Source organism: Niabella aurantiaca DSM 17617 (assembly GCF_000374125.1).
GTDB classification, from domain to species: domain Bacteria; phylum Bacteroidota; class Bacteroidia; order Chitinophagales; family Chitinophagaceae; genus Niabella; species Niabella aurantiaca.
This window is the reverse complement of sequence record NZ_KB893637.1, coordinates 173,648-196,062: the sequence shown is the minus strand read 5'-3', so window position 1 is coordinate 196,062 and position 22,415 is coordinate 173,648. Positions and strand designations below refer to the sequence as shown.

Here is a 22,415-nt window from a genome sequence, read left to right as displayed (position 1 = left end):
AAAGCCATCCGTTTTAAAAACGAACAGCTTTTAATATTGTAAGGAAAGCAGGAACTTATTTCTGAGCTAAAAAGTCTTTTACTTTCTCTTTGTGTACGATCTGCTCCTTAAAGGTATAGGCACCTGTTTTGGGGCTGCGGATCGCACGGATCACCTTCGTCCAGTTTTTAGACTCTGCTGCTGCTTTAGCATCCTTTACCTTCGCGTTCTTTGAAGCTGCTTTTGCCATCTTATATTAATTTGAAAATGTGATAATTTGAAAATTTGAAAATAAATGCACCTGATTTTCAAATTGGTACACTTTCAAATTTTCAAATTTTATTTAATTTCTTTGTGAACGGTTACTTTCTTCAGTATAGGGTTGTATTTCTTCAACTCTAAACGCTCAGGGTTATTCTTCTTGTTTTTTACAGTAATGTAACGACTGGTTCCGGGCTGACCACTGGTCTTATGCTCGGTACATTCCAGAATTACCTGGACCCTGTTTCCTTTTGCTTTCTTCGCCATTGTATAATGCTTTAAACTGCTTTAGTTAGATTTTTTCGCCTCTCGCACGCAATTCCTTCACCACAGCATACAGACCATTTTTATTGATGGTACGGAGGGCATCTGTAGATAACTTTAAGGTGATCCATTTGTCTTCCTCTACCAGGTAAAATTTCTTCTTTTGCAAATTAGGCAAAAAACGGCGCTTTGTCTTAATATTGGAGTGAGAAACCTTGTGGCCTCCAATTGGGGTTTTACCTGTAACCTGACATACTCTTGCCATAATGAATAAAAATTTAGGAGTGCAAAGGTAGGTATTTAACACGGCATTTAGCAACAAAACTTCAATTATTTTTTAAAAAACTTCCATTCCCCGATTTCTTATCCCGCTTTCACTATCCGTCACTGCCGCAAAAGTAATATATAGTGGGAAAAAGAGCAGCTATATACTTTTTATATCATTAGCTATCAACAATTTAAAAAAAACCTCAACATTCCGCTGCTGCAGTATTCTTCCGCCCTGATAAAAAGTGAAAAGGTTAAAGACCATTTATATTTCCAGAGCGCTGTTCCCGCAGTGTTCCTCCTGCCGGGCTGTCGTCTTCCGCAAGCGGCTCTGTTTAAAAAACACCAGCCCCTACAGCAACAAAGCCCCTTCTTAATTGTTGTATTTCTGGTAATTGGCTTACAAAAACGATTGCGTATTTGGTTGAAACGGCATTTTGCCCGTTACGGTAATTCAACTAAATTCGCACTCTCACTGATCTTTTAATTTTTTAAATAATACATTTTATGGCATACGACGTAATAGTTGTAGGTAGTGGCCCGGGCGGATATGTAGCCGCTATACGCGCTTCCCAACTGGGTTTAAAAACCGCAATTATTGAAAAAGAAAGCCTCGGAGGAATTTGTTTGAACTGGGGATGTATCCCCACCAAAGCCCTATTAAAAAGCGCGCAGGTTTTTAATGATATTCAGCATGCAAAGGACTACGGGATCGAAGCTTCCGGTACACCCGATTTTGGAGCCATCGTAAAACGCAGCCGCGGCGTGGCCGATAAAATGAGCAAGGGCGTGCAGTTCCTGATGAAGAAAAATAAAATTGATGTGATCATGGGATTTGGCACCTTAAAAGCCAAGGGCCAGGTGGAAGTAAAGGGAACCGACGGAAAAACGACCCTGGTGGAAGGCAAGCACGTCATCCTGGCAACCGGTGGCAGGAGCCGCGAATTGCCCGCCCTGAAACAGGATGGTAAAAAGATCATTGGCTACCGCGAAGCCATGGTATTGCCCCAACAACCCAAAAGCATTATTGTAGTAGGCAGCGGCGCCATCGGTGTGGAATTTGGTTATTTCTACAACAGCCTGGGCACAAAAGTGACCATCGTTGAATTCTTACCCCGGGTCGTACCGGTAGAAGATGAAGACATTTCAAAAGAACTGGAAAAGAACCTCAAAAAACAGGGCATTACCGTTATGACCAGCAGCGAGGTAACTTCTGTGGATACGTCCGGCAACGGCGTAAAAGCAAAAGTGAAAACCGCTACCGGCGAAGCCATCCTTGAAGCGGATGTACTGCTGAGCGCTGTAGGTGTGGCTGCCAACATCGAAGGCATCGGGCTCGAAACTGTTGGTGTAAAGACTGATAAAGGAAAGATCGTTGTAGACAAATTCTACAAAACCAATGTAGATGGTGTGTATGCCATCGGGGATTGTGTTCCCGGACAGGCGCTGGCGCACGTTGCTTCAAAAGAAGGCATCATCTGCGTAGAAAACATTGCCTTTGGTGAAAAGAAATACAAGCACCAGCCGGAAGCCCTGGATTACGGAAACGTACCGGGCTGCACCTATTGCTATCCGGAAATAGCCAGCGTGGGCTTTACCGAAAAGCAGGCTAAAGAAGCCGGCTACGAGGTTAAAGTGGGCAAGTTCCCCTTAAGCGCCAGCGGAAAGGCAAGTGCTGCCGGGCATACCGAAGGTTTTGTAAAAGTGATCTTTGATGCCAAATACGGCGAATGGCTGGGCACCCATATGATCGGTTATAATGTTACCGAGATCATAGCGGAAACCGTTGTGGGCCGCAAGCTGGAAACGACTTATCATGAAGTACTGAACAGCATTCACCCGCACCCCACCATCAGCGAAAGCGTAAAAGACGCTATTGAGGTGGCCTATGGTGAAGCCATTCATTTATAATATTAAAAGATGGGTTTTATGGTCCCGCCCGCTGGCGGGACTTTTTTTATGGACCAAACTGTAGTGCTGCTATCAGCTGTCTTGCGTCGCACTCTTGTACTGCAGTGCAAGCCCGGCGGCGAACACCGGATTGCTTTTCTGTGGCGACCAGTGCGACCTGGCAGGTGCCCGTAATCAGCCCTGGTTGTGTCGGTCACCAAGCATCCCATTATCCCCTTACCACTTTTCTCAAAAAAAGTCGGAAAAAAATTTGACTCTTACCTTAGGTCATAGGATAGCTTTGCATTTGAAACAGGGATTCCATCAGGCAATTAAGACAAAAAAAACAATCGGATGAAACAGCTTTCGGTAAAAGAACTGGCCAGAGCCGCAGGTGTAACGGTGCGCACGTTACATTTATACGACCGCACAGGGCTGCTGAAACCCGCCCTCCGCACGGAAAAAAAATACCGCTATTATGGCAAGGCGGAGTTGCTGAGACTACAGCAGATCCTCTTTTACAAAGAGCTGGGATTATCACTTGCCGAAATTGCTGCATTGCTGGATGCGCCGGACTTTGACCTGGTTAAAGCGCTGACCGGTCATAAAAAAGCGTTGCAGCAAAAGCAGCAGCAACTTTCAAAAATGATGGAGACCATTGACAAAACCATTCTTAATTTAAAAGGTAAAATTAACATGACACACGAAGAATTATATGCCGGCCTGCCCAGGGAGCAGGCACAGCAATGGCGCAAGGAGGCGCTTGAAAAATGGCCGGACCAGGTAAAGCATTCCGAAAAAATGCTGCTGAAAATGAGCAGGGCCGGCTTTGATATCTTGCAGCAAACTTTCAAAAGCGTGAACGAGCAACTGGCAGCGCTGAAGAAAGAAGATCCGCAAAGTCCGCAAAGTCCGCAGGTGCAGCAGCACTACGACTGCATTTTAAAATTCTGGGGCAAAACGGACAACATCGCAGCAGCCTATAAAGGGTTGGGCGATCTCTATGTTGCAGATACCCGGTACACTACCGTAAACGGTACTGCCGATCGGGAATTTGCGGCGTTTATGAATGCAGCGATGATCCATTTTGCAGATACGCAGCTAAAAAACTGATGTGGCCAATGGCAATCATCTGCGACGCGGTATGCAATAAAAAAGCAGGCGGAATACTCCGCCTGCTTTTTCCGGTTGAACCGGTGTCATAAAACCAAACTACCTACCCAAACCAATATTGTAGGCTACCCCTACCCCAATGCTTCCGGCATTGTACTTTTGGGATGCATTACCAACATTGATTGTTCCATCATCGCCGGTAAACACTTTCGTGTAGTGTGCAAACACGTTCCAGTTGCGGTTGTGCCATCCTAATTCGGGTTTCAGATAAAACCCGCCATCCGGACGGTTTACGCTGCTGTTACTGGCAACCTTTTCATCTCCTGTAATAAACCCGTAACCCAGGTCCGTACCTACATAAATGCCCTTTGCCTGCGGATAGTAGCGAACCAGAGCAGCTACCGGTACCACACCAAAGCTGTTGTTCTGAAGGGTCGTGTTACCCAGGTCCTTGTCCTTACCAAAAAAATGATTGTAGCCGGTAGCGATACCCAGGCCCACATGCGGTGTCACCAGGTTCTGATATGCCACATCGACCCCTGCATTTGCCGCAGCATTTTCATTAGGTACGGCTATGCCCCCCATCACTCCTATCTTCAGTGTGTTTTTCATACTTTGTGCCTGTACCAGGCTGACGGATAAAACACCCATCACTACTGCAAAAAATACTTTTTTCATGCTTATAAGATTTAATTCATAGTAATAACAATAAAGCACTGCACAGGTTCTTGAAAGAACTGGATCCGGATCAATTTTTTTTGCCTGCACTTCCTTGCCTCCATAGCCATAAAGAAAAAACAATACCAACTTTTTATAGCAATGACGCATTCGGGCTTTTCAAAAGGCTACATTCCATACAGGCTCCTGTAAATCAGAACCGGTATACTGCACCGAACTTTAACAGTCTGTGCAACCTACGTGCCATAACAATCATTTGTATGTATGTAAAAATTATCTCCTCTCTTTTCAATTTTATTTATCTTGTTGGCAAAAAACGAATGATTGTTGCGGATCTTGAACAGCAAAAGCCATTGAAAAAAAAGAAGCTGTACCAGGTACTTTATTTCCAGGTGATCGTGGCCATTGTGATCGGTATCACCCTGGGGCATTTCCTTCCGGACACCGGTAAAAAGCTAAAGCCCCTGGGAGATGGTTTTATCATGCTGATAAAAATGATCATTGCACCGGTGATCTTTCTTACGGTAAGCACGGGCATTGCCGGTATGAACGACCTGAAAAAAGTGGGTCGTGTTGCCGGAAAGGCATTCATCTATTTCATTACTTTTTCAACACTTGCCCTGATCGTGGGATTGATCGTGAGCAACACCGTTCGTCCCGGCGCCGGCATGAACATTGACCACCGCACCCTCGATGCCAGTACCATCGCCAAATATGTATCACAGGCCAAAGACCAGACCCTGGAGCATTTTATCTTCGACATCATTCCGCAAACCCTGGTGAGCCCGCTCTCCGGTAATAATATACTACAGGTATTGTTTGCTGCCATTCTATTTGGCGTAGGCCTGGCGCTGACCGCAGAGAAGAGCAAAGCAGTGATCGGTTTTTTAAAGGCGCTCACGTACCCGGTTTTTAAAGTGGTGGAGATCCTGATGAAGCTCGCACCGCTCGGGGCGCTGGGAGCCATGGCCTTTACCATCGGGCAGTATGGCATCCGTTCCGTAATGAACCTCGGATTGCTCGTTGCCACGTTTTATTTTACTTCGGCCTTATTTGTGGTCATCGTCCTGGGCGCAGTAGCCCGTTACAATGGTTTTTCCATTTTCAGATTCATACGGTATATCAAAGACGAGCTCTTGCTTGTATTGGGTACCAGCTCTTCTGAAGCCGCCCTGCCCACACTGATGCAAAAGCTGGAAAAAGCAGGCTGCGCCAAGCCGGTGGTAGGGCTGGTCATTCCAACCGGCTATTCCTTTAACCTGGACGGCACTAATATTTATATGACCCTGGCCGCACTGTTCATTGCGCAGGCCTGCAATATTCCGCTTACCTGGGAACACCAGGTGCTGCTGCTGCTCGTAGCCATGCTCAGCTCCAAAGGCGCGGCAGGCGTATCGGGTGCCGGGTTCATTACGCTCGCGGCCACATTGGCCATCGTTCCGGAAGTGCCTATTGCAGGTATGACGCTGATCCTGGGCATTGATCGTTTTATGTCGGAATGCCGCGCCCTCACAAATCTTGTCGGGAACGGGGTGGCCACCATAGTGGTCGCCAACTGGGAAAAACAGCTGGATAAAGAACAGCTGCATGCGGCCCTGAACCCGGTAGATCCTCCCGGTTTTCAGCCACCGGCCCGTTGATCACCAACCGTAACGAAGCCTTTTTTATACCGGTCCCAGCCTTCATCAAATTTTCATAATCGACATTTACATTTGTGCTGCAGACCAATTATCTGCTGTTTATAAATATGGGAATATGAAAATAAGCCTGACATTACTGATCCTGCTTTTTACAGCTCAGTCCTTAATGGCGCAACCAGGCAAAGTTCATATTGCAGTGAAGCCGGTAAAGCCTGTTATAGCGAACCACGGAATGGTCGTACGCACTGTAGCACATACCACACATTATGGCCGGGTCATCAGCGGCGTTGCCTCCTCCAAATCCAATGGAAAAAAATACGGTAAGATCCACTATAAAAGAAAATATCCTGTTGTCGCAAAAAAGACAACAAAAGTCCGTACCCTAAGATAGCGGGAACAAACAGCCCGATTTCTTTTTAATCAGTACCTTTATATCAGATAGCTTAATTGCTATCTGATATTTTCTATTATGAAAACCTTTTTTCTTTATCTATTTTTACTGGGGGGCATACTGCCGGTTTGTGCCGGAACAGGAGCCGTTCACAGCAATAGCGCAGAAAAAAGGCCGATCATAATAACCGACACCATTCCGGCGCAAAAACAGGATGTACCGGTTGAGAAAAAAGAGCCCCCCGGCCGCCAGAACGTTGCCAAAGGAAAGCCCATCAAGGAAGTGCCCCGGGCAAAGAACCAGGCAAAACCTAAAATGGTAGTGGCTCCCAGGGTCAAAATAAAACCGGTGAAGATCATTAAACCAAAAATTAACGGAAAAGGACTCGGCAGATAAAAGAAAGGGTATTGTGAAAAAGTTATTCATTATTTTATTATACTGCGCAGGGGCAACGCAGCTGCTTGCCCAGGATACAGCCGATAGCGTACAGCAACAGGCCGATACTGTAAAAGAAAAAACAACCGTTACGGTGGCCGCCCTTTATGGCACCGGTATCGACTACTATGGTCAAACCACTGAGCAGCCACTCCCCTATCTGGCTTTAAATGCGACGGTACGCATACCTGCTGGCGTTTATCTTTCCGCAACAGGTTTTCACCTGTTCTCCGACAGCCTGCTTTTATCAGCCGCTTCGCTTACACTGGGGTACGGGTTTAACATTACGCCAAAATTATCCGGCGACATCAGTTATACCCATGCCTTCTATCCGGCAGCGTCGCCCTTCCTCCAGGCCTCCAGTCCCAACCTGGCCAGCGCCGAGCTGGGATACGAATATTTTCTTAAAACCGCTTTGGGAGTTGACCTTGCCTTTGGTGAGCAACCGGATTATTTCACAACACTCTCCAATTCCAAATCATTCGACTGGAACCTGTCCGGAGGCAGCGCCATCCTCAGCTTCACACCCGAGCTGGCGCTTACGGCCGGCACCCAGCAATATTATGAGACCTATCTGATCGAAAAGGAGAACCCGGGAAAAGGCAGGGGGAACGGGAACGGCAAAGGAAACGGGAATACCCCACAACCACCCGGCCAGGTGACGGCAACCACCATCGATTATAAAAAATATGGGTTGCTTTCCTATAATCTCAAATTACCAATGTCCTACAACAGGGCCTCCTACCTTATTGAAGCTGCGCTGAAATTATCGTTGCTGGGCAACAATGCCGTGAATAAAGGCACCGTGAATTCTTTTTTTACTTTAAGCGCTTATTACCAGTTTTAAAACATTTGCATGCGTGTACTGATCGTAGAAGACGAACAATCCCTGGCAATGGAAATTGAGGCCGCCCTCCAGAAGAACCATTTTCTTTGCGAAACAGCGCTTACTGCCCGGGATGCACTGAACCGGACAGATACCGGAAGCTTTGATTTTATCTTACTGGATATTGGACTGCCGGACAGGGATGGCTTCTGGCTTCTGCAGGAGATCCGGAAAGACCACACAGACACTGCCATCATCATGCTTACTGCCCGAGGTGAAGTGGAGGACCGCATCCGGGGACTGGACATGGGTGCAGACGATTACCTGGCCAAACCCTTCTCCCTGCTGGAGCTCCAATCCAGGATGCAAGCCATCATCCGCCGGAAATTCAAACTGAACGACAACGCAGTTCAGCTGGGAGCATTTACCATTCATCTTAAAAACCGGACCATCGCTTATCAGGAAACAGAGATCTCCCTGTCGCGGAAGGAATTCGATCTGCTGAACTACCTGCTCCTTCACAAAAACCGGCCGCTTTCCCGCATGCAGCTCAGCGACCATCTGTGGGGCGACAATGCGGACGACGAATACGACTCCAATTATATTGACGTGCATATAAAAAACATCCGGAAAAAGCTCCACGGCTATGCGGATACCGACTGGCTGGAAACCGTAAGAGGCGTCGGTTATAAAATCAAAACCCCCTCATGAGATTGCATACCAAACTGACGCTGTTTACCGTGGCGGCCACCATTGCCGTCCTTGGGCTGTTCGTATGGCAGCTTCCGCTCCTCATGCAGAAAATCGCTTCGGATAATACTAACAAAAACCTCCGTGAGCAACGCGAAAAAGCATTGAAGGCCATCCAGGAGAACGGGGTCAATTACTATCTCCAGGGAGATTCCGCCTATGGCAGTTACTCGATGCTGAAAGACGAATACATTTCCCTGGAACCCTATCCCCGGGGCACCGGCTGGGCAAAACAAAAACTGCAGACCGCACAGCGCATTATCGATGACGATACCATTACCTACCGCATCCTGACCGACACCTTCACCATCAGCCATCAGACCTATCTCCTCGAGATCGGGAAGAAGATCGCTTCCATCCAGCAGGACAGTATCGCCCTGCAAAGGGCTACCATCAGCGTGCTGATCGTGCTTACCCTGATCATGGCCTGTATCCAGCTCTTTTATACCCGGCACCTCCTGAAACCGCTGGGACGCATCATCCGCACCCGGCTGATCAAAAAGACCTTTCCTTTTAAAGAACCCCGGCCCGCGCTGGCAACCTCCACCTACGATTTCAAATACCTGGATCAGTCTATCTCCCAACTGATGCAACAGGTAAACCATGCCTTTGAAAAAGAAAAAGAATTCACTTCAAACGCCTCCCATGAACTGATGACCCCCATCAGCATTATGCAGGGTAAGATCGAGAACATGATGACAGATCCGGACCTGCCGGCGAATGCCGTGCTGAAACTGGAAGACACCATGCGGATCATGAAGCGGTTAAAAAAGATCGTAAGCGTACTGCTGCTCATATCACGAATAGATAACGAGCAATACAACCGCAACGACCAGGTGACCGTAAAGCCCATGATCTGCGAAGTACTGGAGGAGCTGCAACACCGGGCAGATGAAAAATCACTGACCATAGAAGAACGGCTCCTGGGCGAGACCATTCTCTATAGGGTAAACAAGGACCTGCTCTTTCAGCTGTTTTACAACCTCATTCATAATGCCATCCGGTATAACCGGCTCAACGGGTCCGTTAGCATCAGCGATGCATATCAGCAAAACCGTTATGTCATTTCCATCAGCGATACCGGCATCGGAATGGATGCCGGGGAATCTGAGCGGATCTTTGACCGTTTTAAGAAAAATACCTCTCAGCGGGAAGGTTTCGGCCTCGGGCTCTCCATTGTAAAATCAATAGCTGATTATCAGGGCATTCGCATTGAGGTACACACGCAGCTAAACCAGGGCTCGCGGTTTGAACTGCTGTTTTCGGAAAATCATCTCCAAAAATAGCCAGAACCGGCACATTTTCATTTTCCCTTCATATAGAGGATTTAGTTTCGTTTCATCAATGTAAAATCCTTTAAAATGAAATCCTTATTCTTTACAATGGGGGCTGGTGTTGTTCTTATGCTCGCCTCCTGTTCAAAAAATGACAGCAGTGATCGTGACCAGAACTCCAACGGACAGGCAAAGGTCCAGATGATGCTGACCGATGCCCCGGCCACCTATGACGCCATCTACCTGGATGTAAAAAGCGTATCGATCAACAACAGCAGCAATGATGCCGGTTGGGTTGATTATCCGCTGGACCCCACCTTCCATGACCCCATCAATATTCTGAATTATCGTAACGGAACCGTAATTGCCATGGGCGATCCGCTGACATTACCCGCCGGTAAGATCGAGCAGATCCGTTTGGTCCTGGGTGATGACAATACGGTAGTGGTAGACGGCGTGGAGCATGCCCTCACCGTTCCCTCCGGTTCTACCAGTGGGTACAAGATCAATTTTCATAAAGAACTGGCACCCGATGGCGTTTACAAGATCTGGCTCGATTTTGATGCTGCCCGCTCGGTACATGCAGCCGGTAAAAGCGGTAAATACATGCTAAAACCGGTAGTAAAGGCCTTTAGTGAAGAAGCCAATGGCCAGTTCAGAGGCTATGTAAAACCGGCAGAAGCCAACCCCTGGCTGTATGCATTAAAGGGAGCAGACACCATTGGAAGCGCAATCCCCGGCCCTGATGGGTTCTTTCATTTCGTAGGATTGGCCGATGGCGCCTATTCGCTCCGTATTGACGCGGACAGCGCTACCACATACAGGGATTCAACCATAACAGGCATCAATGTAGCATTTGGAAAAGTAACGGATATAGGCTCAATTACGCTAACCCAGTAACGGCACACACCCACTAAGATCGAGGCTGTGTCAGAGAGGGGCACAGCCTTTTTTTATTTCCCGGAACGTCCGCTGTAATGGCGCACATCCGGGATCTCTATTATATTACCCGTTTCGTAAAATATATTATCCAATTGCTGCCGGAGCCTGGCCAGAGCGGCTTCTTAAGACTTTTCTTTTGTATTTTTACGCTACCGACAGTTCATTATTAAACACATAGCGATTAGAATGAAAAAGATTTTCCTGGCAATTGCCATCACCACTACCACCCTGCTTCATGCACAGCCGAAGCAATTATTTAAAGAAACGCCGGAACAAAAGGCCCAGCGAATGGAATGGTGGACCAGCGCCCGTTTTGGCATGTTCATTCACTGGGGATTGTATGCCCTTCCCGGCCGGCACGAATGGGTGAAACAACGGGAGCGCATTACCACCGAAAACTATCAGAAATATTTTGACCATTTCAACCCCGACGAGTTTGACCCAAAGAAATGGGCAAAAGAAGCAAAAGCCGCGGGTATGAAATACGCGGTGCTCACTACCAAGCACCACGAGGGCTTTTGCCTGTTCGACTCCAAATACACCGATTACAAGGCCACCAATACCCAGGCAAAGCGCGACCTGGTAAAAGAGTTTGTAGACGCGTTCCGGGCGGAGGGCATCAAGATCGGGTTCTATTATTCTTTGATCGACTGGCATCACCCCGACTTTACCATTGACCGGGTACATCCGCAGCGATTGGGCAATGACGCTACCGAGGCCGATTACGCAGCATTGAACAAGGGAAAGGATATGAACCGCTACCGCCAGTACATGAAGGACCAGATCAAAGAATTACTGACCAATTATGGCAAGATCGATATCATGTGGCTCGACTTTTCCTATCCCGGAAAAAACGGCAAGGGGCACGATGACTGGAGCTCCATTGAGCTCTTAAAGATGATCCGGAAATTGCAGCCGGGCATTATTGTAGACAACCGCCTGGACCTGAATAACTATTCAGATGGATACGATTTTGAAACGCCGGAGCAGGTAAAACCATCCGAACTTCTCAAATACAAAGGCAAGTACTGGGAAACCTGCCAGACCTTCTCCGGATCCTGGGGCTACTACCGTGATGAAAATACCTGGAAAACCCATCGCCAGCTGCTGGACCTGCTGATCACCTCTGCTGCGAACGGGGGCAACCTGATCCTGAATGTTGGCCCTACCGCACGTGGCGAATTTGATTATCGTGCCAACAATGCGCTGGACAGCCTGGCCTACTGGATGCACGCCAACAGCCGGTCCATTTACAATTGCACTTATCCGCCGGAGCAATATAAGCTGCCCGACAACCTGGATATAAAACAGACCTATAATCCAAAAACAAAAAGGCTGTTCCTGCATTTATTCACCTATCCGTCCAATTACGGAACGCTGGTATTGCCGGGGTATGCAGACAAGGTGAGCTATGCCCAGTTTGTACATGATGCTTCCGAAATCCAGTACAAAACAGAGAACGGAGATCTTATTTTACATTTGCCCAAACAAAAGCCACCTTACGAAATACCGGTGGTGGAGTTGTTCTTAAAATAGCCGCCGGGTTGCACAGTCCCCTGTATCAGAATCCCGGGAATGCCCAGCGATCGGTGCGAAAGGGCAATAGCGGAAGTCCTGCACTGTTGCTTACATTACCAATGGCCGTATCGGTAAAACAATACCGGACGGCCATTGGTTTTTTTACCTCCGTATTCCAAACTACGATCCTATCACCCTGTATGGTGGCCTCCGCGGGATAAAAGACCTTATCCGCCCCTGCGATCTGCATCTCCGCAAGGCTATCTCCCTTTATTATTAATCCCGCTTCTGCTCCGGAAATTTTAATAACCGCCTTCGCTCCTTTTACCTGCATACTTTTATATTCCGGGCTCTTATACGCAATGCCGGCTTGGCCGTAATGATCGGCCAGCGCCCAATTAGCCAATCGCAGCCCAACATCGTGTTTATTCCGGGGGTGTACGTCATCTACATTACCGGTAATATCGTTAGTGGCCACCATGCCCGTATGCGGAATCGAGGAGCATTGCCACTGTGCTTCCCGCAGCAATGCCCCCGCGTTGATCTTCTTATACCGGAAGGGCGCCACCTGTACATAATAAAAGGGCAGCTGCTGCCCCCAGGCACGGCGCCAGGCCCCGATGAGGGCGGTAAACAATGGACGGTAGGTTACGGCAGCATCGGTATTGTTCTCTCCCTGGTACCAGATCACTCCTGCAATCGCATAAGAGGTGATGGGCGCGATCATTCCATTGTAAGCGCTGCCGGGCATATAGGGGCACATACCACTGGGCTGTATCAGCGTTGCAGCTTTTTTAAGAACAGGATCGTTGTTCACAACGCTATCCGGTGTCCATACCTCCGCAGCCGTGCCGCCCCAGGCTGCTTCGATAAGTCCAACAGGAGCGCCCAGTTGCTGATGAAGCTTCTTTCCAAAAAAATAAGCTGCCGCACTAAAGGTCTTCAGCGTATTACTGTCGCATACCACCCACTGTCCCTGTACCTGTTCCTGTGGAAAAGCCGCCGTTGTTTTGGCTATATGAAAAAAACGCAGCTCCCGCTGATAGGCCTGCGGCAATTCGTTCTGGATGTCCGGCAATCCCCAGTTACCACTCATTTCCATATTACTCTGCCCGGCACAAAGCCATACCTCCCCGATCAATACATTTTCCAGCAGCAATGAATTCTTTCCCTGCAAGGAAATGGTATAAGGCCCGCCCGCGGCAGGCGTTTGCAATTCGATCTCCCATTTGGCATCGCGCGTTCCCATAGCCTCATACACCTCCCTATTCCAGGAACCTTTAATCGTGATCTTTTCATACGGATCGGCCCAGCCCCACAGTTTCACTTTATGTTTTTGTTGCAGTACCATATTACTGCCAATGATATCCGGAAGGCGGATATTGGCCTTTGCCCGGATCGATGCCGTTGCAAACAGGAGTATAAGGAATAACTTTTTCAAATTCATTTTCCGGGAACGTTGAATGAGGGAATGATATAACTGAAAATGCGATACCGCAGTTCGCTCCACTTATTTTCTAATGGAAAAGGGTGCCCCGGGTAAAGCCCCTGCCGGTTGGGAATATTTTTGATCCGCACCCGCACCATTGTACGGTTCTTTGTCAGCACTGCAGGGATCAGGAACTCATCATCGCGCAGGCGCCGGTTGGAGGTACGCACCTGGTATACCCGCTTACCCAGTTCATCCTTTGGCCGGGAGGTCATCCAGATATTGGAACCGGCAAGATACCAGGTACCCGCCTTCTTCCAGTCTGTTTCAGCAATTGCCTTTTTACCGGTTGGTACAGCGATATATACTTCAGCCGTTTGATTGGGATAGCCGTAATCCAGTGTACGTCGCAGCAATGCGCCCTGGTTGTCTTTTCTCAGGCGGATATTAAATTCCGTAATGCCTGCTGTAGTGCGGCCATCTTCTTTTTGCGCCGGGTAGATCTGTTTCCCCATATATTCTTTATAACCCGGGCGGTTGGGCAGGTCATAGCCCCAGGCATGCGCGGGATAGGCATCCGGCCCCCATTCATAGCGCGATTCGATGGTATCGACCGCTGACCCCTGCGGCGAGTTGTAGCGATGCAACCGCTCATCCTGTTCATTGCCTACATCCAGCCGATCCGTTTCCACCAGCGAAGCAGCCGGCAGCCCGTACCAGTAGCAAACCGATTCATAATGCTCCTGGGAAACATTCTCATTGTGCTCAAACCGGATCACGGCCCGCCTTCCAAAAGGCATCAGGTCGGCCCACAAAAAACGATATGCCGATTGGATCAGGTCCTTTTCGTTTACTGCTTTTTTCTTTTCAATGGCACCGCAGGGATGTCCGGCCAGCGGCAGCGTCATGTTCTCACCACCCCAGTAATCACCCCCTCCGGCCCATTCTTCTGTTCCGGTGCCATAGGCCTGTGGCGTCTGGCTGTCATCAAAAAAGAAACGGGGGTCGCCTTCCAGTGTATTCAGATTGGCGTTATGCGAAAAAATAAATGAATTGCCAAGGAAGCTTCCCGACCACTCCTGTTGCCCTTCCAGCCCCTTTGTATCCAGCCAGACCATATCCCGTCCGAGTTCCGGTTTCGGAAAATCGCGATACGTAGCATGAAAATAACTGCTGAACGCCGGTGTTGCCTTTGCCTGCTTTTCATAACGCAGCTCATACCGGATCGTTCCCTGTCCGGAGGAGATACCAGCCAGTTCGATCTTTGCAGCGCTGAAAAACGGCATGGGGTAATAGCAGGCAAGCTCCACCGTTCCCTCTGCATAATTGTAGCGTATATTGATCGGCAATCCCTTTACCAGGTATTCCTTTTTCTCCCGGTTAAAAAAGGTACCGGCTCCAAAGAACAGGCAAAGCGGGGCATCGATGGAAGGTTCTGTTGCCCCGTCCCAGGTTGCTTTCAGCCGTACCCGTTCGAGCTGCTCTGCCTCATCCAGGGGCAGGGTCAGCTTCAGCGCGCGAAGGGTTGCAGGTCCCGATCGCAGTGTAGCAAGCACCACGTGCTCCCGATCGCGCTGCACGGTTCCCTGCACCTTTTCAATATCCGTTGGAGCGATATCCGTACCCGCACGGTTCACAAATGCCATGGCATCCGCCGGAGGCACCTGTTGCAGGTTCCAGGGCCTGGTCTGGTTCGCCAGTAATCCAGTATCCGCATACAGGTGGTAGATATAATAGCCCGTACCATAAAAAGTTCTTGAATAAGCGATCTGCAACGAATTGCTGAACCGCATAGGGATCCAGGAAAGATTGGCGCCCTTAGTGGTTCCCCAGGTCCATGCAAAGGGCTCCGGCAATGCCTTTGCGGGGATATAGGCAGTCGTTTTATATTTTTTAACCGCATCTGCCGGATCGGCCGTTGCTGTTTCCCTTACAATATTATCTTTCCCATCCACAACAAAATGCCAGGGGCTGCCATGCCAGTGATTGGCTCTGAAGAACCAGAGCGTGCCATTACCCTTTACATCCAGTGTTACATTCTCATCCTCTTTTTTCATAAAAAGAAAATTGGAAGCATCGTAGCCGCCACCGCCGCGGTCATAGGTGCTGCGCATATAGGCCCTTACGCCGATGCGCTGCTGCGGCAGACTGCTCCACATCCGGTAGGCATCATAGCCCGAAGGTTGGGGCGGCAATACAACGCTTTTGCGGGATTGCGCTATTGCAAAAAAAGGCAGCAACAGCAAAAAAAAACTTCCCTGTTTTAAGATCTTATCCTTCATTTTATTCCGGTTTTTAATACCCATTTCAACGGGGCCAGGTAAAGCCCTTTTTTATCCCAGCCGGTATTGGAAATAAACCAGCCTGCTTTCTTATCATAGATCAGTTCCGCAGCATGTACCGGTAAGGTGCAGACAAGGTTTTCATTTGGAAAACGCAGCGGATCCTTTGACCAGTACACATCGGTACGGTTATACTCCGTCATTGCCCGGCAAATAAAAAGATAGAATATCTTCCCTTTTTTTACCACAAAGGGACTTTCCGCATCGCCACCCCAGTCTACCCGGAAGGGCTGCGTATGCACGATCCGGGGACCACTCCAGTGATACAGGTCCGGCCCCGTGCGTACCGCTACCACGGAGCGCAGATCCGTTTCGCTGAACGTGCGGGTGTAATAGTAGTAATACCGCCCCTTATATTTCATAATATAAGAGTCCCGTGCATGGCCGGCATCACTGAACAACGGGTTCAACACATGCCGCTGCCATTGATACAGGTCCATACTGGTAGCCAGGCGCAGCTGGCCCCATGAGGCATAGTTGGGTGCATTTTCCTGCATATTACCAGTATTGTAAAACATATGATAGCGTCCCTTTTCTTTGAAAATATGCGGGGCCCACAATACCCGTTCCACACCGGGCTCTGCCGACAGGGCATATCCTTTATCTTCCCAGTGTGACTGCGATAATGTATGGGCTGTAATATGGAATAAACGGGTTTCCTTCCAGGGAGCAACCGGCAGATGATGAATGATGCCAAAGGCATGCCAGGAGCCGTCTGCCGCTTTTACAAAACAATGGTCATTGGTGTACCAGGAACTGTCGCCCTGCCGGCGGGTCTCATTCGGATCAAAAATATGTACCCAGTCCCCCGCTATCTGTGGCACTTCTATATGCTGTGCCCGCGTTTCCGTTAGCTGAAAAACGAACAATACAATTCCAATGATAGTTCCTGTTTTATTCATGCCGCATTATTTTGCTTTTTCCAAAATCTTTTTCAGCGTTTCATTGATCCATTGTTCGCTCCGGGGAAAATCTTCGTAAGTATGCAATGCTGCCAGCATGGGATCCTCAGGCTGTATCCCTGCTGATTGCAGGATGGCATAATCCTGCAGCGATTCTGAAAACACCTCCCAGCGGATGGAATCATACGGACCATCCGGGCCGGGATATACCACAAAAGGATCACCGTAGGCAATACCCGGATAGGCATAAGCGGCGCCTTCTGTAAAGGGATCCCCCGGCTGCTCTTTATCCAGTGTATACCAGAAATTATAGCCCCAATGTAAAAAGCCAAGGGCTTTCAGTTTGTAAAAAAGCCAGCCGCTCATCCGCAATTTGGGCAGTGGTGTATCGTACAACCGGTTGAGCCATTTATTGCGGGGACCGGTGCAGAAATAGACCCAATGCGGAATCTGTTCTTTCCGGTACGCCTCATCCGAGCTGATGATGGGTATCGGAATATCGGTCAGTTGCTCGCGTCCATAACGCACATCGCTTAAGGCATCCATTACCTTCATCCACGGCGCCAGTTGCCGGAGTATATTGCGTGCTTTTTTATAATTTTCCACATGCTCCGACCAGGGTTCGTCCGACAGATGAAAATACGAATCGCTCAGCAGGTTTTCCTTTAGCAGGAACCGGTGCAGCTGGGGCAGGTATTGTTTTAAAAAATGAATATAGGTATCGGAAGTACCCGAGAGGTTCTCCGCCCATAACAGTTTATAGGCGTTCCCTTCTTTCTTATAAACATGCATGGCATCCTGTACGCCCCAATAAAGCCAGAGATGCGCCCATTCAAATTTTTTATAGCCCAGTTCCCGGCACATATCTACAAACCGTTTGATCCGCGACCAGTCAAACTCATATTTTCCGGGGCTCGGTTCCCTTACGATCAGCATCTGACAGGGTTCTTTAAATACAGCCCGCAGTTCGAAGAAATTCTGGATAAAAGCGACATCATTCCCATGTTCTATAAGATTTTTCATGCAGGCCCTCGTCAGCTTCCACCATTGTTCATCAAACATTTTCGTTTCATACTGTAAGGCAATAGCTTCACCCCGCCACCAATGCGTAACATGGAAATTGCTCCTTGGTTGCAGTACCAATGCGCTCACTTTTACTTTTACATGTAGCAATTTGTCTTTTTCCTCCTTGCCTTCCTGCCAGCGCATGCGTACATGAAAATCATGGATACCGGGCGACAATGACGCCGGGATTTGCAGGGTGATCCAGAACGAACGGCTTTCAAACGGATGTGCTTCTGTTTTTGTTACAGGATACAGCGGATCCGGCAGCCAGCCGGGCAGGTAGCCCACACCATCCAGTTCTTCCGGACTTACATCGGTATTGAAATGCGGCATCGGCACCAGACCCACATAACGCACCCGGGGGTGCAGGGTCTCCGCGCCTTCGGTACTGCAGGATATATGGGTCTGGTCTTTCATATTGCTCCGGAAAGCTACCTGGAATGAAACCCGGCTGTTCCTTGCCGCCTGCAGTTCCAGTGCAGCAGCCGTTTGCGCCGGTGATTGCGGAAATATCCGTTGCAGCGAACTTTGCAGCCATACAGCCATCGGCGCATCGGGTCCGCCGGTGCTGCCTGCATGCGCCGTTCCCAGAAAACATCCACTGAAAAGGATCAGCAATCCTTGGGCGTATTTTTTCATGATGATGCTGTTTTAATGCGGTTAAAAAGGGGTTTTATCGTTTAAGCTATGCCAAAATTGTAAAAAAATGATCAATTTCCCTATTTCTTTGAGGCATAACGCGCAACGCGTATGAGCGCCTGCTTTCTATGCCCGGCAAATCCTTCAACAGCACAAAGCCGTTCTGCATAAGCACCGATCAGTGCGCTGGCCTCCGGAGAACAGCGCTGATAGGTGCATGTCTTTATAAATTTACCTACCCACAACCCACCGGTATACCGCGCGGCTTTCATGGTGGGCAGTGTATGATTGGTACCAATGACCTTATCCCCGTAGGCCACATTCGTTTCCGGCCCGAGGAACAGTGCGCCGTAATTGGTCATGTTTTCCAGAAAATAAGCGGGATCGGCAGTCAGCACTTCCACATGCTCATAGGCCAGCTTATCAGCTTCGGTCACGGCTTCCGTCATGTCCTTCACCAATATAACCGACCCATAGTCCCGCCAGGCTGCTCCCGCAAGATCCGCCGTCGGCAAGGTTTCCAGCTGCCGTTCAATCTCAGCCAACGTTTCCCCTGCCAGCCTTTCAGAGGTAGTGATCAGCGCCGCCGGCGATGTGGGGCCATGCTCCGCCTGCCCCAGCAGGTCGCAGGCTACCATTTCTGCATCCGCCGTTTCATCCGCGATCACCAGTACTTCGGTAGGACCCGCCAACAGATCGATGCCTACCCTTCCGAAAAGCTGTCGTTTTGCCTCCGCCACGTACGCATTACCCGGACCTACGATCATGTCCACAGCCGGAATGGACTCCGTACCGATCGCCATCGCACAAAGCGCCTGTACACCGCCCAGGATATAGATGGCGTCCGCACCCGCAAAATACATGGCACAGACCGTGGCCTCCGGTATCTTTCCCTGTATGGGCGGTGTGCAGGCGATCACTCTTTTTACGCCGGCTACTTTGGCGGTGAGCACGCTCATGTGTGCGGAGGCCACCATCGGATAACGACCGCCGGGTATATAACAGCCTACGCTGCTCACCGGAATATTCTTATGCCCGAGGAATACGCCCGGCAGGGTCTCCACTTCCAGGTCCTGCAAGGTCTTCCGTTGTTGTTCTGCAAAGGAACGGATCTGCTGTTGTGCAAAAAGGATATCCTCTTTTATCGGTTGCGGTGTGCGGTCTATAATCGCCCGTATCTCTTCGTCCGACAGCCGGAAGGATCCCGGTGTCCATTGATCAAGCCGTTCCGCATAAGCGCGCACTGCTTCGTCACCGCCGGATTCAATATTCCGGATCATCGCTTCCACAACCTGTTTTACTTTTGAATGCTCCTGTTGCACTTCTATTACTGCTTTTCCTCTTTTAATAAACCGCGCCATAGTTATTTTCTTTTTTCGAATGCCTTTTTATTGATCAATCATCACTTATTTGCCCCAGAGACGGGTGTCATTTCCTTTGCTTTTCCGCCACTCATTCCGCCAGCGATGGATGTCCGTGGGCCCGATCAATGGCATGGGCTTGCGCGCAGCGGCACCCGGTATCGGAGGTATACGATCTGCCTTGTCCTGGTACCAATACGCCACGCTGGCAAGATCCAGCGTTAACACGTTATTGCTTCCATGTTCGATGGTAAAGCGCAACGACCGGTCGAAATAAACCGGATCTGCAATATGGAAGCGGTAAATATGCGTACGACCCAGGAATCCGATATCCCCGTTCACTTTGGCATAACCAAAATAAGGAGATGCATAAGATTGTTTTGGCGCGCCCCAGGACGTATTGAAATAATCTTCCGTACCGGTGCCGTTCATTGTGGGCAGCGTATCACCATCGATAAAAAACATATCATCCCCCTCGCCATACCAGTAGGGTGTAGGAGCATGTACATAATAATTCACGCCTACGAAATGCCCCTTCCCTTTTATATCCGCAATGACATAATTCGACTTACCGTCTTTATTGGGTGGGTTGCCTCCAAACATCCAGTGCTCGTTCTCTATACGATCGGCAGGTATTGTCAGTTGTTTATTATACCAGGCATGAAACCGTCCCGTGTTCGCCGGCAGCGTTTTCATTTCCTGGTAGTCGATGTAGAAATACAGGGCGTTAATATTCCTGTCCGTCTGGTTCTCAATCTCAATGCGGGCGCCTTTTGCAAAGGGCATAGCAAAATAACTGACCAGTCCGTTCCCGTTTGTTGGCGTTGCCGCCAGCGCCGCTGATGTAAACAGATAAGCATCATTCCATCCCTGTCCGAAGAAAGGGCCAATAGGCGACTCAACGGACGGATACGTATTCCCATCCCAGTACATCCGGAGGATCACATCATTCCGGCTCAGCACATTGGGTTCGGGAGAAAGCGTCATCCAGATATGATCGATGATCCCCGCACCCTCCACATTAAAGATCGTGCGTTTTTCCCCGGGTTTTATATCCCGCAGGTTATCGTTGTTATCCCCTGACCGGTCGTAACTGCTGATCCGTTTCGATTTTACGCCCTGCTTTATGCCGGTAAGTGCCATCAGGTCCTGAGCCGTCACTTGCAGCGCACCTGTGAGGAATATCACCAGCATTAATTTTGCTTTTATGGATGTCATTGTTTTTTTTACGATCTATGCGTTATTTGCTTCAGTACCGGATTATCAACGTTCATTCCCCCACAATTTCGGATCATTGTTCTTGCTTTTGCGCCATTCATTGCGCCACCGGTGGATATCGCCGATATCGATCATTGGCATCGGTTGCCGCGCTTCTTTTGAGGGAATGGCCGGCACTGCATGGGCTTCCGGCTGGTACCAATAGGCTACGCTGGCAAGATCCAGGGTCAGCACATTGTTATGCCCGTGCTCGATACTGAACCGGAATGAAGTATTAAAGAAAAAAGGATCTGTGATGTTGAACCGGTACAGATGCGTGCGGCCCAGCCAGCCGATATCATTATTCACCCTTGCATAACCATAATACGGATGTTCAAAAACGGCCTTCGGACACCATGCCGTATTAAAATAATCTTCGGTACCGGTGCCTTTCAGGACGGTTCCCTTTGCACCGTCGATCTCGATCCGGTCATTACCTTCACCATACCACATGGGCGTGGGCGAATGCACATAATAATTCACACCCACAAAATGCCCTTTGCCTTTGATGTCGGCGATAAGGTAGTTGTCCTTGCCCGTCGTATTCTCTCCAGGCTTGCCAAAAATGGCCCATTCATTTTCACCTTCGGTCTTCGAGGTTTCCGTAAGCTGCTTGTTATACCATGCATGAAAGCGCCCCGCTTTCGCAGGCAGCCGGTCCAGCTCCACATAATCCACATAATAATAAAAATGACTGATCTCCTTCCCGGCCTGGTTCTCGATCTCAATACGGGCGCCTTTTGCAAAGGGCATCGAAAAGTAGCAGACCATTCCTTTTCCGTTTACCGGACTGGCCGACAACGGCAGCGAAGTGTAGGTATAGGACTCATTCCATCCCTGCCCGAAAAAAGGACCGATGGGTGCAATGACCGATGGCGTTGTATTGCCATCCCAGTACATTTTCAGGATCACATCATTACGGCTTAGTGCTTCAGGTCCCGGCGCCATGGTGATCCAGATATGATTGATCATACCAGCACCTTTTACATCAAAGATGGTCCTTGTCTCCTTATCGGCAATCCGTATAAAATCATTGCCGGCACCAGCAGTATCATGACTGCTCACCCGTTTTGAGATCACGCCGTCCTGCATCATCGAAAGCGCAGCAAGATCATTGGTGGTGATTGCCTGCCCGTAAACAACAGATGTAAGCACAACCACTGCAACTACAAATATTCCTGTTCTTTTCATT

General features: G+C 49.1%; 21 protein-coding genes. 10 read left to right on the top strand and 11 right to left on the bottom strand.

From position 1 onward, the window contains the following. Window positions 1–55: 55 nt before the first annotated feature. The 3 genes from B160_RS31155 to rpmB all read right to left on the bottom strand — a co-directional run bounded on the left by B160_RS31155 (window position 56) and on the right by rpmB (window position 769). Window positions 56–229 (bottom strand): DUF4295 domain-containing protein, encoded by a 174-nt coding sequence (locus B160_RS31155; protein ID WP_018628658.1) that lies wholly within the window; start codon window positions 227–229, stop codon window positions 56–58. Window positions 230–318: 89 nt separating this feature from the next. Then, on the bottom strand, window positions 319–507 hold the full coding sequence (gene rpmG, locus B160_RS0114530; protein WP_018628657.1) for a 50S ribosomal protein L33: 189 nt from the start codon (window positions 505–507) through the stop codon (window positions 319–321). Window positions 508–532: 25 nt separating this feature from the next. Further along, the gene (rpmB, locus tag B160_RS0114525) at window positions 533–769 is read right to left on the bottom strand and encodes a 50S ribosomal protein L28 (RefSeq protein ID WP_026309778.1); all 237 of its coding nucleotides are present in this window, start codon (window positions 767–769) and stop codon (window positions 533–535) included. A gap of 509 nt (window positions 770–1,278) precedes the next feature. Here rpmB and lpdA point away from each other — a divergent pair. Further along, entirely contained in the window at window positions 1,279–2,682 is a 1,404-nt protein-coding gene (gene lpdA / locus B160_RS0114515) for a dihydrolipoyl dehydrogenase (RefSeq protein WP_018628654.1), read from the top strand. Between the two features lie 333 nt (window positions 2,683–3,015). Then, the gene (locus tag B160_RS0114510; protein WP_018628653.1) at window positions 3,016–3,774 is read left to right on the top strand and encodes a MerR family transcriptional regulator; all 759 of its coding nucleotides are present in this window, start codon (window positions 3,016–3,018) and stop codon (window positions 3,772–3,774) included. Between the two features lie 99 nt (window positions 3,775–3,873). Here the strand turns inward: B160_RS0114510 and B160_RS0114500 are convergent, their stop codons facing one another. Further along, entirely contained in the window at window positions 3,874–4,452 is a 579-nt protein-coding gene (locus B160_RS0114500) for a hypothetical protein (RefSeq protein ID WP_026309777.1), read from the bottom strand. A 260-nt stretch (window positions 4,453–4,712) separates the two neighbouring features. On the opposite strand from B160_RS0114500, the gene B160_RS0114495 reads away from it, so the two are divergent. The 8 genes from B160_RS0114495 to B160_RS0114460 all read left to right on the top strand — a co-directional run bounded on the left by B160_RS0114495 (window position 4,713) and on the right by B160_RS0114460 (window position 12,246). Next, window positions 4,713–6,092 (top strand): dicarboxylate/amino acid:cation symporter, encoded by a 1,380-nt coding sequence (locus tag B160_RS0114495; protein WP_018628651.1) that lies wholly within the window; start codon window positions 4,713–4,715, stop codon window positions 6,090–6,092. A gap of 115 nt (window positions 6,093–6,207) precedes the next feature. Beyond that, a complete protein-coding gene (locus tag B160_RS0114490; protein ID WP_018628650.1) occupies window positions 6,208–6,483 on the top strand; it encodes a hypothetical protein in 276 nt (91 codons plus the stop codon). Window positions 6,484–6,561: 78 nt separating this feature from the next. Further along, window positions 6,562–6,879 carry a hypothetical protein gene (locus B160_RS0114485; RefSeq protein WP_018628649.1) on the top strand — a complete coding sequence of 106 codons (318 nt, stop codon included), beginning with the start codon at window positions 6,562–6,564 and terminating at the stop codon, window positions 6,877–6,879. Window positions 6,880–6,892: 13 nt separating this feature from the next. Then, window positions 6,893–7,765, top strand: a complete 873-nt coding sequence (locus tag B160_RS0114480) for a hypothetical protein (protein WP_018628648.1) — start codon at window positions 6,893–6,895, stop codon at window positions 7,763–7,765. Window positions 7,766–7,774: 9 nt separating this feature from the next. After that, entirely contained in the window at window positions 7,775–8,455 is a 681-nt protein-coding gene (locus B160_RS0114475) for a response regulator transcription factor (protein ID WP_018628647.1), read from the top strand. Further along, window positions 8,452–9,780, top strand: coding sequence for a sensor histidine kinase (locus B160_RS0114470; protein WP_018628646.1), 1,329 nt, complete (start codon window positions 8,452–8,454; stop codon window positions 9,778–9,780). The genes B160_RS0114475 and B160_RS0114470 overlap by 4 nt, the downstream gene beginning before the upstream one ends. A 75-nt stretch (window positions 9,781–9,855) precedes the next feature. Next, window positions 9,856–10,668, top strand: coding sequence for a DUF4382 domain-containing protein (locus B160_RS0114465; RefSeq protein ID WP_018628645.1), 813 nt, complete (start codon window positions 9,856–9,858; stop codon window positions 10,666–10,668). A 228-nt stretch (window positions 10,669–10,896) separates the two neighbouring features. Next, on the top strand, window positions 10,897–12,246 hold the full coding sequence (locus tag B160_RS0114460; RefSeq protein ID WP_018628644.1) for an alpha-L-fucosidase: 1,350 nt from the start codon (window positions 10,897–10,899) through the stop codon (window positions 12,244–12,246). Window positions 12,247–12,271: 25 nt separating this feature from the next. Here B160_RS0114460 and B160_RS0114455 read toward each other — a convergent pair whose 3' ends face one another. The 7 genes from B160_RS0114455 to B160_RS0114425 all read right to left on the bottom strand — a co-directional run bounded on the left by B160_RS0114455 (window position 12,272) and on the right by B160_RS0114425 (window position 22,414). Next, on the bottom strand, window positions 12,272–13,675 hold the full coding sequence (locus B160_RS0114455) for a sialate O-acetylesterase (protein ID WP_018628643.1): 1,404 nt from the start codon (window positions 13,673–13,675) through the stop codon (window positions 12,272–12,274). Next, window positions 13,672–15,939, bottom strand: coding sequence for a DUF2961 domain-containing protein (locus B160_RS0114450; protein WP_169540068.1), 2,268 nt, complete (start codon window positions 15,937–15,939; stop codon window positions 13,672–13,674). The genes B160_RS0114455 and B160_RS0114450 overlap by 4 nt, the downstream gene beginning before the upstream one ends. Further along, complete coding sequence (locus B160_RS0114445) at window positions 15,936–16,901, bottom strand: family 43 glycosylhydrolase (protein ID WP_018628641.1); 966 nt, start codon at window positions 16,899–16,901, stop codon at window positions 15,936–15,938. Before B160_RS0114445 ends, B160_RS0114450 begins: the two co-directional genes overlap by 4 nt. A 6-nt stretch (window positions 16,902–16,907) precedes the next feature. Next, window positions 16,908–18,605 (bottom strand): DUF4091 domain-containing protein, encoded by a 1,698-nt coding sequence (locus tag B160_RS0114440; protein WP_018628640.1) that lies wholly within the window; start codon window positions 18,603–18,605, stop codon window positions 16,908–16,910. An 80-nt stretch (window positions 18,606–18,685) separates the two neighbouring features. Continuing rightward, on the bottom strand, window positions 18,686–19,966 hold the full coding sequence (hisD, locus tag B160_RS0114435) for a histidinol dehydrogenase (protein WP_018628639.1): 1,281 nt from the start codon (window positions 19,964–19,966) through the stop codon (window positions 18,686–18,688). A 45-nt stretch (window positions 19,967–20,011) separates the two neighbouring features. Next, the gene (locus B160_RS0114430) at window positions 20,012–21,184 is read right to left on the bottom strand and encodes a glycoside hydrolase family 172 protein (RefSeq protein WP_018628638.1); all 1,173 of its coding nucleotides are present in this window, start codon (window positions 21,182–21,184) and stop codon (window positions 20,012–20,014) included. 45 nt (window positions 21,185–21,229) lie between these two features. Beyond that, a complete protein-coding gene (locus B160_RS0114425) occupies window positions 21,230–22,414 on the bottom strand; it encodes a glycoside hydrolase family 172 protein (RefSeq protein ID WP_018628637.1) in 1,185 nt (394 codons plus the stop codon). Between the last annotated feature and the right edge of the window lies 1 nt (window position 22,415).